Origin of the sequence: Clostridium culturomicium (genome assembly GCF_000821305.1) — a bacterium.
GTDB lineage: Bacteria > Bacillota > Clostridia > Clostridiales > Clostridiaceae > Clostridium_J > Clostridium_J culturomicium.
This window is the reverse complement of the sequence record NZ_CCXK01000017.1, coordinates 861,494-874,418: the sequence shown is the minus strand read 5'-3', so window position 1 is coordinate 874,418 and position 12,925 is coordinate 861,494. Positions and strand designations below refer to the sequence as shown.

The 12,925-nt window shown below is 30.4% G+C and carries 12 protein-coding genes; 10 read left to right on the top strand and 2 right to left on the bottom strand.

Annotated features, from left to right (window positions below; translation table 11 throughout):
- The first annotated feature begins 108 nt into the window (after positions 1–108).
- Positions 109–651 (top strand): phosphodiesterase, encoded by a 543-nt coding sequence (yfcE, locus tag BN1075_RS16595; RefSeq protein WP_040194370.1) that lies wholly within the window; start codon positions 109–111, stop codon positions 649–651.
- Positions 652–671: 20 nt separating this feature from the next.
- Here yfcE and BN1075_RS16590 read toward each other — a convergent pair whose 3' ends face one another.
- On the bottom strand, positions 672–854 hold the full coding sequence (locus tag BN1075_RS16590; protein WP_040194367.1) for a hypothetical protein: 183 nt from the start codon (positions 852–854) through the stop codon (positions 672–674).
- 250 nt (positions 855–1,104) lie between these two features.
- Here BN1075_RS16590 and BN1075_RS16585 point away from each other — a divergent pair, with 250 nt between their 5' ends.
- The 4 genes from BN1075_RS16585 to BN1075_RS16570 all read left to right on the top strand — a co-directional run bounded on the left by BN1075_RS16585 (position 1,105) and on the right by BN1075_RS16570 (position 4,711).
- Positions 1,105–2,484: a prolyl oligopeptidase family serine peptidase gene (locus BN1075_RS16585; RefSeq protein ID WP_052406606.1), complete on the top strand. Its 1,380-nt coding sequence runs from the start codon at positions 1,105–1,107 to the stop codon at positions 2,482–2,484.
- A gap of 135 nt (positions 2,485–2,619) precedes the next feature.
- Positions 2,620–3,051: an NfeD family protein gene (locus BN1075_RS16580; protein WP_040194365.1), complete on the top strand. Its 432-nt coding sequence runs from the start codon at positions 2,620–2,622 to the stop codon at positions 3,049–3,051.
- 1 nt (position 3,052) lies between these two features.
- Positions 3,053–3,994 (top strand): SPFH domain-containing protein, encoded by a 942-nt coding sequence (locus BN1075_RS16575; protein WP_040194364.1) that lies wholly within the window; start codon positions 3,053–3,055, stop codon positions 3,992–3,994.
- Positions 3,995–4,240: 246 nt separating this feature from the next.
- Positions 4,241–4,711: a UPF0158 family protein gene (locus BN1075_RS16570; protein WP_040194362.1), complete on the top strand. Its 471-nt coding sequence runs from the start codon at positions 4,241–4,243 to the stop codon at positions 4,709–4,711.
- 45 nt (positions 4,712–4,756) lie between these two features.
- Here the strand turns inward: BN1075_RS16570 and asnB are convergent, their stop codons facing one another.
- Positions 4,757–6,637, bottom strand: coding sequence for an asparagine synthase (glutamine-hydrolyzing) (asnB, locus tag BN1075_RS16565; protein WP_040194360.1), 1,881 nt, complete (start codon positions 6,635–6,637; stop codon positions 4,757–4,759).
- Positions 6,638–7,178: 541 nt separating this feature from the next.
- On the opposite strand from asnB, the gene BN1075_RS16560 reads away from it, so the two are divergent.
- The 5 genes from BN1075_RS16560 (at position 7,179) to mutS (ending at position 12,921) form a co-directional block, all read left to right on the top strand.
- The gene (locus tag BN1075_RS16560) at positions 7,179–7,733 is read left to right on the top strand and encodes a DEAD/DEAH box helicase family protein (RefSeq protein ID WP_040194359.1); all 555 of its coding nucleotides are present in this window, start codon (positions 7,179–7,181) and stop codon (positions 7,731–7,733) included.
- Between the two features lie 218 nt (positions 7,734–7,951).
- The gene (locus tag BN1075_RS16555; protein ID WP_040194358.1) at positions 7,952–8,284 is read left to right on the top strand and encodes a HesB-like protein; all 333 of its coding nucleotides are present in this window, start codon (positions 7,952–7,954) and stop codon (positions 8,282–8,284) included.
- A gap of 118 nt (positions 8,285–8,402) precedes the next feature.
- Positions 8,403–8,573 carry a hypothetical protein gene (locus BN1075_RS21990; RefSeq protein WP_197072338.1) on the top strand — a complete coding sequence of 57 codons (171 nt, stop codon included), beginning with the start codon at positions 8,403–8,405 and terminating at the stop codon, positions 8,571–8,573.
- Positions 8,574–8,771: 198 nt separating this feature from the next.
- Positions 8,772–10,097 (top strand): tRNA (N6-isopentenyl adenosine(37)-C2)-methylthiotransferase MiaB, encoded by a 1,326-nt coding sequence (gene miaB, locus BN1075_RS16550; RefSeq protein ID WP_040194357.1) that lies wholly within the window; start codon positions 8,772–8,774, stop codon positions 10,095–10,097.
- A 121-nt stretch (positions 10,098–10,218) separates the two neighbouring features.
- Positions 10,219–12,921, top strand: coding sequence for a DNA mismatch repair protein MutS (gene mutS / locus BN1075_RS16545; RefSeq protein WP_040194352.1), 2,703 nt, complete (start codon positions 10,219–10,221; stop codon positions 12,919–12,921).
- Positions 12,922–12,925: the final 4 nt, after the last annotated feature.

Sequence of the window (12,925 nt, the reverse complement as noted above, 5' to 3'; positions counted from 1 at the left end):
CCTAAATTATAGAGGTTAAAAATTTTTCAGTCAATAAAATTTGTCACTTGTTTGACAATTCTAACAAAGAAGATAAAATATATATATAAAACATTGATGGAGGTAATTATGAAGCTAGTATTTATTTCAGATATTCATGGTTCATATAAATATGCAAATAAAGCAGTGGAGATTTTTGAAGAAGAGAAGGGAGATAATTTGGTTATTCTAGGGGATGTGCTTTATCATGGTCCTAGAAATCCATTGCCTGAAGAATATAATCCACAGCAGGTTGCAGAGCTATTAAATAGCATTAAGGATAAAATTATTGCAGTGAGGGGTAATTGTGATGCTGAAGTTGATCAAATGGTTTTAGACTTTCCTTGTATGGCTGATTATTCTGTATTGTTTTGGGAAGGTATAAGAATATATATTACTCATGGTCATCTATACAATAAGGATAATATGCTAAAGGTGTCTAAGCATGATGTGATTATTCATGGTCATACTCATATTTTAGATGAAATGCTTCAAGATGATGTGAAAATAATTAATCCAGGTTCCATATCATATCCTAAAAATGATAATCCACATTCCTATGGGGTCCTTGAGGGAAAAGTATTTACTATTAAAGATATAGATGGAAATGTTATAAAATCTATTGAAATATAAAAAGCAGGGAAAACCTGCTTTTATTTTTCTACTATTCTTTGAATTAAGTCAGCTTCAATTAAGTGACTTTTGCTGAATCCACTTCTGAAATATCTAATCTGCTTATACTTAATGCCTGCCATTTCAAAGTCTAAAACATCAATTCTATCACCAGAATATTTCTCTGGTTCTTTTTTACCTTTTAAATATATGTTTAATTCCATGTCTGCCTCCAGTATGTTTTTAAAAGTTATTAATCTCTTTAGTATTTTACCCAAAATTGTCCGTATATTCAATAATATAAAAATCATTAAATAAACTGTGTTAACATTGAAAAATAAACTTATATAGTATATATTGCAATTATAGTAATTTAAGTGGACTATGAAATATTATGAGAATTTAGCTTTTTTCATGGGGGTTTAGGGTCTATAAACTTAATTATATAAATATATTATTATTGGAGGAGATATTATGAAAAAAAGTCATAAGGTAATAGCGGCATTAATTGCAGCAGGATTATGCTTTAATCTAACCGGATGTTCATTAACTTCATCAAATAAAGAGGATTTAACAATTGATGTAACTGTTGATATTAGTGATGATATTTTTGAAAATGCAAATACTTTTATGAACTACTTTAAAGAGTATAACAGTAATGGTATTTATGCTATGGGTTCAGAAAATTTTAAAAAATCTGTTAGAAAGAAGGTTATATCAGAGCAAAATAAGGGATTAGAGAAGCAATTTGGAGATGTGAAGTCTTTTAGTGATTTAAGACTTGTTTTTGATTCTGGCTATAAAACAATCTTAGCATATACAGAATTTGAAAAGGGAAATTATGATGTAAGAATTTCCTTTTCAGATGATGGTAAGTATATCGAAGGATATTCTCTTCAGGAATCTGTTATTGATGGAGAAAGAGTAAATACTGATAAATATTCAGGCGAGGCAGTATCCTTTGAAAGTGATTCAAATAAAATTAATGGTACTTTTGTTTCGCCAAAAGGAGAAACAGAAAAAGTTCCAGTTGTAATACTTCTTCAAGGTTCTGGCAGTAGTGATAGAGATGAGACTATATATGGTTTAAATAAACCACTTAGAGATATAGCAGAAGGTTTAGCCGAATATGGTATTGCATCTTTAAGATATGATAAAAGAACGTATACCTATGGATATGAGTTTACTACAGAAGAAATAGAGAATCTTTCAGTAGATGAAGAGTATACTAATGATTTGACTGCAGCAATAGAATATTTAAAATCAAGAAATGAAGTTGATATGGATAGACTTTTTATTTTAGGTCACAGTTTATCAGGGTACTTAATTCCATATTTTTATGAAAAAGAGCCAATGATAAAAGGTGGAATTTCTTTGGCTGGAACTATAGGAGAAACCTTTGAAGATTTGATGAAGTATCAATATGAGTATTTAGCAAACTATGATAATAAGGTTACAAAAGAAGAGAAAACTGTTTTAGATGAGTTTAATAAAGAGTATGAATTGGTTAAAAAGCTTAAGGAGGGAGAAATGGTTAGCCAAAGCATAATTTTAGGTGTAGGTCAAAAGTATTGGAGCTTTTTTAATAATTATGATGGAGTTAATGAGTGGAAAAAAGTTAGTGAACCAACTTTAATTCTTCAAGGAGAAAGGGATTACCAAGTACCTATGGATAATTTCGATCTATATAAAGATGAATTAGCCTCAAAGGATAATTTTAAGTTTAAAAGCTATAAGAAACTATCACATTTATTTATGGAAGGAAGCAAGAATCCAACACCAAATGACTACACTAAACAGTCAAAAGTCGATAAAGAAGTTATAGAGGATATTGCAAATTGGATAAAAGAATAGTGATAAATAATACCATTTTAAGAGTTAATCAAAAACTCTTAAAATATTATTGAAAACTGTATAGCATTATTGTAAATCTATGGTATAATTAAATAAAGGGAGTTATTAAACTATTAAATTAGAAAGGAGAATATTATGGGGTTAAATTGGATTTGGTTTGCATTAACAATTTTTGTGATAATAATTGATATTACCACAAGCAGCTTTACTTTTTCTTGGCTTGCAATAGGATTCATACCGGCTTTTATAGCTGGATTCTTTATTGGATTTACAAGTCAGTTATGGATTGCTTTGCTTCTTGGTACAATAGCAATTATCTATGGTCTTAAAGTATCTAAAAAATATATTACTAAAAATTTACCAAAAGAAAAGCTTTTAGTTGGTAAGTATGAAGGTAAACAGTTTACAGCTGATTTCAACTTACAACAAAGTGGTGAATGTAGAATAAAGGTAAATGAAGTTTACTGGACAGCAAGAAATATCGGAGATGATATTAATTTTGGAGATATTTATACAATTTTAAATATCGAAGAAAATAAACTTATAATAAAAAAAGGAGTGATTTAGAATGGGAGCAGTAATAGGTTTTATTTTAGTCTTGGTTCTCATATTAGGTTTACTGATTTCATCAGTAAAGGTTGTTAACACAGGTTACAACTATGTAATGGAGAGGTTTGGACAGTTTTATAAGGTGTTAGAGCCAGGATGGCATATAACAATACCTTTTGTTGATTTCATCAGAAAAAAGGTTTCTGTGAAACAACAAATCTTAGATATACCACCACAAAATGTTATTACAAAGGATAACGTTAATATTTCTGTTGATAATGTAATTTTCTATCAAGTTCTTAATGCAAAAGAAGCAGTTTATAACATTGAAAACTATGTACAAGGTATAATGTACTCAACAATCACAAATATGAGAAACATTATTGGTGATATGACCCTTGATGATGTACTTGCAGGAAGAGATATGATAAACTCTAAACTTTTACAAATCGTAGATAATGTAACAGATGCTTATGGTATTAAACTGTTATCTGTTGAAATTAAAAACATCGTACCTCCCGCTGAAATTCAGCAAGCTATGGAAAAACAAATGAAGGCTGAAAGAAGCAAGAGAGCTACAATTCTTGAGGCTGAAGGTCAGAGACAATCTCAAATTGAAAAAGCTGAAGGAGAAAAGAGAAGTCAAATCCTAGCTGCGGAAGCTGAAAAAGAAGCTAATATTAGAAGAGCAGAGGGTTTAAGAGAATCTCAATTACTTGAAGCTGAAGGTAAAGCTAAAGCTATTGAGCAAATTGCTATAGCAGAAGCTGAAGCAATTAGAAAAGTGAATAATGCTATAATTGAATCTGGTACAAACGAAACAGTAATAGCATTAAAGCAAGTTGAAGCTCTTAAAGAAATGGCTAACAACCCAGCTAATAAGCTTATTTTACCAAATGAAACTTTATCTTCTCTTGGAAGTATTGCTGCCATTGGAGAAATGTTGAAAGGTAATAAATAATAAAGTAATTTAAAGGAGTTCAGAAATGAGCTCCTTTAATTTTATGTGTTAAGTGCAAATGTTCATATTTAGATAATTGAAGAGGAAAAGTAAGAAGTCATTAAATTTGACTAGAAAATATGAAAATGTATATACTAAAGTAAATAAATTTGCTATCAGAATATAGAATTTATTGGGATATATATTACTAAAAAATAATATTATGTTATAATAATATTATAAATATTTAGGTAGGTGAGAATTTTTATGAATAAATTAAGTATAGATATGGATTTGCTTTTAGAACTTAGTTTAATGGAAACAAGAGGAGAAGGGGAATGTTATATAAGTTTGAAGGATGGCGAATTTTCTTATATTCCTCAAAGTATAATTGCTGCCTTAAAGGATGAGTCTCTGTTTAGTTCTTTAGAGAGCTGGGAACGAGAGCTGGCAAAAGAAGCAGAAAATATTGTAATGAATTATAGCGAGCTTTACTTATACATACCTATAATTGAAGATGAGGTACTTATAGGAGGTATGAAGGCATTTGTTGATACATTAACAAAGGATGAAAAAGCAAATGTAGAAGAAAAAGTTGATTTTAAAAATCCTTTCTTATCTTTCAGTAAAGTCCTTACTAATATAAATAAATTAGATGATTATTATGATTTTAGAGATAAATATTTAAAGAATTATCTAGTTAATTGGTTAGTTAACAATAAGATAGAAGTATCATAAAAAGCTCATAATAAAAGGGTATGTCATAATGACATACCCTTAATTTTATTGTTTATTTTCTAGTTCAAGAAATGGTGTAACTTTTTCGATGTAAATCTTGTGCCAGATAAGGAATATTAGGATAGTCCAAATCTTTCTACTTAAATCGAAAGGCCCTTTTCTGTGATCTTCTACCAATTTCATTGCAGCTTCTTTATTAATATATTCATCTGCATTACTGTCTTTTATAATATTCATTGCCCAATCATAAAGCTCATCTTTAAGCCATAATCTTATTGGTACTGGATATCCTAATTTCTTTCTATCTAAAGCTGTTAAAAATGGAAGCTCTGATTTGAAAGATTCTCTAAGAAGATATTTAGTTACATGTCCATTTATCTTCTCATCAGGAGTTAATTTAGAGGCAACTCTAAATACTTCTTTATCAAGGAATGGAACTCTAAGCTCAAGAGCGTGTGCCATCGTCATTCTATCAGCTTTAACAAGGATATCGCCGGTAAGCCATGTGTTAAAATCAACAAACTGCATTTTAGTTATTGGATCATATGGTTCAGCTCTATCATAAATATCAGTCATAGCTTTTCTTATTGTATATTTGGAATTACATTTTTTAAGAATTTCAGGCTTTTCATTATCTAGGAAGATTTTAGCGTTTCCTACATATCTTTCTACCATCGGAGTACAGCCTCTTTCTATAAAGCTTTTACCCTTAGTACCTTGAGGAACTAAAGATGCTCCAGATTTTAAAGCTTTTTTCATGAAGCCAGGTACATAATCAAACATTTTTAATGAGTTAGGTTCATGATATATTGTATATCCACCAAATACCTCATCTGCACCTTCACCAGATAGAATTACAGTAACGTGCTTAGCAGCTTCTTTTGCTATAAAGTAAAGAGGAATTGCTGCAGGGTCAGCCACTGGTTCGTCCATATGCCAAATAATCTTTGGTAATTCATTAGCAAATTCTTCATGAGATATAATTTTGCTGATATTCTCTAATCCTAATTTGTCAGCTGATTCTTTTGCTAAGTCAATTTCACTATATCCTTCTCTTTCGAAACCTATTGTGAAGGTTTTTAAGTCAGGCATATGCTTTTTAGCGAGTGCAGTAACAACGGTAGAATCTATTCCACCAGATAAGAAAGATGCTACTGGAACTTCTGACTGCATGTGAAGAGCAACTGAGTCTTCTAATACTTTACGAATTTCTTCCATTTTTTCATCTTTTGAACCTGGAGTAGGATTGAATTTAATTGTGTAATAACAATCAATTTCATGTTTCTTACCTAGCTCTTTTTTAATAATGTGACCTGGTTTAAGAACTTTAACATCCTTAAGTAAAGTATTTGGTTCAGGTACGAATTGGAAAGTTAAGTAGTTATGTAAAGCTTCTTCATCGATTTCAGTATAAGTACTGTCAGGATTCATATGGAAGCTTTTTAACTCAGAAGCTATATATAAACCTGTTTCGTTTTCTATATAGTAGAAAGGTTTTATTCCAAATGGATCTCTTCCTCCTAAAAGAGTGTTTTTCTTTCTGTCCCAAATGATGAATGAGAACATACCTCTTAATTTTTCAACGAATTTATCACCTAATTTACTGTAAAGTGTAGCAATTACTTCTACCTCTGATTTTGTTTTAAATTCATAACCTTCATTTATTAATTCGTTACGTAAAGATATATAGTTATATATTTCTCCATTAAATACTACTTCTAATTCATCCTTATATGAAAATGGCTGCAAACCATTAGCTAAATCAAGAATACTTAATCTTTTAAATCCAAGATAAACATGGTCATCCATATATTCGCCATCTTGTGTTGGTCCTCTATGTTTTATTATTCTTCTCATGTCTCTTAAAGATTCTTTGCTTTCTTCTGAAATAGAAGAGTTGCTAAAAAATGTTACAAATCCGCACATTGCTTATCCTCCTTAGTGTGAAAAATCACATATAAATATTTTACAGTATCTATAAATCATATTCAATATATCAATAGTTACCTGCCTTTTAAAAAATATACCCTTTTATTTATATCACATAGTATAGCATAATTCCATATTAAATGGAAATTCCTTCGAATTTTATTGCATGAAGCATCACTTTTCATCAGCTTATATTTATTTAATTTAACATTAAATTTTACTTGAATTATTTCAGTGCTATTGCAATTTAAAATGTCTATACAAATGGTATATTGAAGTTTAATTTTATTATATTAGTTTGTCTTTAATATAGAAAGTAATTATTAAATTTACAAAAAATAAAAAGGTAATTTCTTACATTTGTCGAATAGTTCTTTATACTCTAAATACTTAATTATACTTTAAGTAAATGTCCCAATTTGTGAATTGGGTAACATAAACTTACTCCTTCAAATGTATATGGGAAGGCATTTTCATATAATGTGTAATTAAGTATTCACAAAATTTATACTATATATCTAGGTAAAGGAGATTAATTATGAAGAACCATTGCGATCAAAATATTTCTTTTTATTATTATGGACAAGAACATTTAATTTTAAATGTATATAAATATATAAAAGGGCAGATTGAACAAAATAATTTTGTTTTTCTTTATGGTGATGACAATATTATAAATATGCTAAACAAAAATTTAAATAGTAATGAGCAAGATATGGTTGGGAAAATAGAATTGGATAGGTTTGTAATCAATGCAGTATCTCCAGTAAGTGATTTAAACAATATGAAGGAACATATTGATTTTTTAAATGAAAATGGATTCTGGGGAGGGGTCATAGTATTAGATGCTGCTTTTCTAATTGAGAAGATTGGTGAAGTTAACTTTTTGGAATATATAAAAACTCTCTCTAATATATGTAGAGATAACAACCTTAATATAATGACCTGTTATGATTTTTCAGATTACATTAATCGAGGAAAGAAAATTAACGAGGAGGTAATTAAAGCTTCTTACCTTCATCATGATTATAGATTATTTGCAAATAAAATATTGGATTCTGAAAAATTTAATATATATAATAATTTAGCTTAAAAACATATTAAGATGTGAAGAATTTATTAAATATTAAATGCAAAAACTTAATAATTATAAAAATATTATTAAAAATAATAATAACTCATTGACAGTGATTATCACTGTGATATTATATAAATATGTTGCATTAAAAGAACGTATGTAATAAAAGACGAGGAAACTTCGCATAATAAGATGAAGAAACTCAAATTTCGACGAGGAAGAAGGTAATTAATATGTCAATAGTTAAAATGAGCGAAAAAGCTACTGTTGAATTCATGCAATTCTTAAAGGATAATGAAGTTACTGCAAACGAAGTAAGAATTCACTTTGCAGGTAACGGATGTGGAGGTCCTGTATTTAACCTAGTATTAGATACTAAAAAGGAAACTGATAACACAGAAGTTGTTGATGGTTTAACATTCTTAGTAGATAAAGCAATAACAGATGAGTTTGGAGCTTTAACAATCCTTTGTGCTGAAGAAAACGGCAGAGGCGGATTTTCAATAGAGCCTGAAATAAAACCAGCTGGAGGCGGATGCTCAAGCTGTGGTGGTGGATGTCACTAATTCTTTTTTAGGTTTGATTTACAAGGTAAAGATTTTCTTTGCCTTGTTTTTTATTTATTGAATAAAAGAAAACATACTGCAAAAACTAACCTTGTAAAATATTTTAGGAGGTAATATTATGGCAAAAGCAGGTATGAAAAGACCAGATCCAAAACAGCCACATGGAACAGAGAGTAATAAAGTTAATCATTTTCCTAAAAATTCAGTTCATCCAGTTCCTGAAATTCAAGGAAGAGCAAAAACTTCTGATGTTAAGGCTAATCCAATAAATTATGATGGAAAATGGTAAGTAGTTAGGCGTAATATATTTTAATTAAAGCCAAGCAGTGAAAATCGCTGCTTGGTTATTTTATTTTACTGTATTTTATACATATTTAGCATTTATAAAACAAAAGTCCCAAATTTAATTTATTTCTTAAAACTATTATGCTATAATATACAATTGATAATTAACAATACTTAGCTATTAATAAAGGAGACTTTTTAAATGGATAAAAAATTGAAATATTTTATTGAAACATGGGGATGCCAAATGAATGAAGAGGATTCAGAAAAATTATCTGGTGGATTAAAGCCACTTGGACATGTTAGAACTGAATCTAAAGAAGAGGCAGACATAATCGTATATAACACATGCTGTGTAAGAGAGAACGCTGAGCAAAAGGTTGATGGTAACCTTGGAGCTCTTAAAAAGTTAAAAAAGGCTCACCCTGAGAAAATCATAGCTGTAACAGGATGTATGATGCAGCAGGAGGGAATGGCACAGAAAATAATAAGTAAGTTCCCATATGTAGATATTATTATAGGAACACATAATGCTTATAAGTTCACTGAGTATCTTGGAAGAGCTTTAGGTGGAGAAAGACCAATAGTAGAAGTTTGGGATAAAGAGGCTGATATTATTGAAGGTGCTCCTATTGATAGAGCAAACAGTATGAAAGGCTTCGTTACAATAATGTATGGATGTAACAATTTCTGTACTTACTGTATTGTTCCACATGTTAGAGGTCGTGAAAGAAGCAGAGCTTCTGCTGAGATAATTAAAGAGATAGAGGGTATGGTTGCAGAAGGATATAAAGAAGTTACTCTTTTAGGACAAAATGTTAACTCTTATGGAAAAGGCCTTGAGGAAAACATTAATTTTGCTGAGCTTCTTAGAAGAATTAATAAAATTGAAGGCTTAGAGAGAGTTAGATTTATGACTTCTCATCCTAAGGATTTAAGTGAGGAAGTTGTTGATGTTATAGCAGAAGGTGAAAAGCTATGTGAATCTATACATCTACCAGTTCAATCAGGTTCATCAAGAATCTTAAAGAAAATGAATAGACACTATACTAGAGAGCAGTATCTGGAAACAATAAAGAAAATTAAAGAGAAAATTCCAGGAGTTGCTTTAACTACTGATATAATTATTGGTTTCCCTGGTGAAACAGAAGAAGATTTCTTAGATACTTTATCATTAGTTAAAGAGGTTGAATATGATTCAGCATTCACTTTCCTATACTCTAAGAGAAGTGGAACTCCTGCTGATATGATGTTTGATCAAGTAGATGAAAATGTTAAAAAAGATAGATTCAATAGACTTGTAGCTGCTGTAAATGAAATTTGTGCAAAGAAAAACAAAGAGTACGATGGCAGAACTGTTGAAGTATTAGTTGAAGGCGAAAGCAAAAATGATGAAACTAAGCTTACAGGAAGAACTAGAACAGGAAAGCTTGTTAACTTTACTGGAAACAAAGAAAATATAGGAAAATTAGTTAATGTTAAAATAACTAAAGCAAACTCTTTCTCTTTAATTGGAGAAGAAGTATAATAAAAAGCGACTTAGTCGCTTTTTTTATAATTGAAAGCAAATAGAAAATGATATTCGCCAATGATGTTATTGGGTCGAAAAAATAGATAGATATTAACTTGAGGAAAAAGGAGGGATATTTGTGGCATTAACACCGATGATGCAGCAATATTTTGAGATAAAAGAAAGATATAAAGAATGCATTCTTTTCTTTAGATTGGGAGACTTCTATGAAATGTTCTTTGATGATGCAAAAATAGCTTCAAAGGAACTTGAGTTAACTTTAACAGGCAGAGATTGTGGTTTAGAAGAAAGAGCTCCTATGTGTGGGGTGCCTTTTCATGCTGCGAAGAACTATATTGGAGGCCTTATTGAAAGAGGTTATAAGGTTGCAATTTGTGAGCAGGTTGAGGACCCTGCAGTGGCAAAGGGAATTGTAAAAAGAGATGTTGTTAAGGTATATACTCCTGGAACTTATACAGAGGGGTCATATCTTGATGAAAATCAAAACAGCTATACTGCAAGCTTAATAGTAGATAAGGAAACTATTGCTCTTGCTTTTTGTGATATTTCTACTGGAGACTTCTATACTACTAAATTTGATTACAATGTAACTATCGCCATTGATGAACTATGTAAGTTTAATCCTAGAGAGATTGTAATAGGTCAAGACTTTGAGGATTCTTTATTAAATGAGATAAATGCACGTACTAATTTTTATATTTCTCATTTTGAAGATAAAAACTTTGATGAAAGCACTGATGATCTTTTAATGCAGTTTAGAGATTTAGAGTTAGAAGGCTTAAGTTCCTTTGAAGTAAAAGCCTGTAATGGTCTTATTAGATATATTAAGGAAACTCAGAAAGTATCCTTAGCACATATAAACCATATTGAGCAATATAACATTGCTACCTATATGACAATTGATATTAACTCTAGAAAAAACTTAGAGCTGGTTGAAAATCTTAGAGACAAGAATAAAAGAGGAACTTTACTTTCCGTTGTAGATAGAACTAACACATCCATGGGTGGAAGAAGAATAAGAAAGTGGTTAGAGGAGCCTTTGATAGTAAAGGAAGACATATTAAAAAGACAAGAAGCTGTTGAGGAGTTTCATAATGATATTATCCTTTTAGACGATTTAAAGGAAGCCTTAAAGAGCATCTATGATATAGAAAGACTTGTAGGTAAAATAAGTTCTACTGCTATTAATGCTAAGGAACTTATAGCTTTAAAGAATTCTTTAAGCAAGATTCCATCTGTAAAAGGTTTGTTATCTAATTTAAATAGCTCCTTTATGAAGGATATTTATAATAATATGGATGAGCTAAGAGATATTTATGATTTCCTAGAGGTATCTATAATGGATGAACCTTCTTTATCTGTTAAGGAAGGAAATATCATAAAGAGTGGATATGATAAATTAGTAGATGAGCTTAGAGAAAGCAAGACTAATGGGAAGCTATGGCTTGCAAATTTAGAAAGCGAAGAAAGAAATGCAACGGGTATAAAATCCCTTAAAATATCTTATAATAAAGTTTTTGGTTACTTTATTGAGGTGACAAAGTCTAATATTTCATCAGTTCCAGAAGGACGTTATATTCGTAAACAAACCCTTTCTAATTGTGAAAGATATATAACGCCTGAGCTTAAAGAGATGGAAGATAAGATTCTTGGAGCTGAAGAGAAGCTTATAGCGTTAGAGTATGAGATTTTCCTTGAAATAAGAGCTACTTTAGAAAAAAATATTAATAGAATGAAAAATACAGCTAAGCTTATTTCTGAAATAGACTGTATTTGGTCTTTGGCAACTTTAGCTAAGGAAAATAACTATGTTAAGCCTAGAATTAACGATGATGGTGCAATTAACATAGTAGATGGAAGACATCCTGTGGTTGAGACTTTAACTAAAGCTAATACCTTTATAGCTAATGATACAAAGTTAAATCTTAGGGATGATAGAATGATGCTTATTACTGGTCCTAATATGGCAGGTAAATCTACTTATATGAGACAGGTTGCTTTAATTACTATCCTTGGACAGATGGGAAGCTTTGTACCGGCTAAAAGTGCGGATTTATCTATATGCGATAAGGTGTTTACACGTATAGGGGCTTCTGATGACTTAGCAGGTGGAAAAAGTACCTTTATGGTAGAGATGTGGGAAGTATCTAACATTCTTAAAAATGCAACTAATAGAAGTTTAGTACTGCTAGATGAGGTTGGAAGAGGTACCAGCACCTATGATGGGTTGAGTATTGCCTGGTCTGTTATAGAGTATATCTGTGAAAGCTCTGATATAAAATGTAAAACTTTATTTGCAACCCACTACCATGAGCTTACAAAGCTTGAAGGTGAGATACCTGGAGTTAAGAACTACTCTATATCAGCAAAAAAGATAGATAATAATATAATATTCCTACGTAAAATTATACGTGGAGGAGCTGATGAATCTTATGGAATAGAGGTTGCTAAACTTGCTGGACTTCCAAGTGAAGTAATAGACAGAGCAAGGGAAATCCTTGTTACTTTAGAGGATGATTCTTTTAAGGAAGATCATAGCCCTAAGTCTGTGGCAGAACCAACAAAAACTGATATCAATTCATCAGTAAAAGTAGAAGAAGCTGTGGGAGTGGAAGTACAAAAGGAAGTGGTTAAACAGGAAGTTGTTAAACCTGCTCCTTCAAAGGTAAAGGAAGAAGCCGCTGTAACCCAAATAAATTTTGAAGATATAGCTAAGAATAATTTAATAGATGAAATTAAAAACATTGATATATTGAGATTAAACCCAATGGATGGGTTCAATAAATTATATGAAATAATAAATAAAGCTAAAAATTTATAAAAGA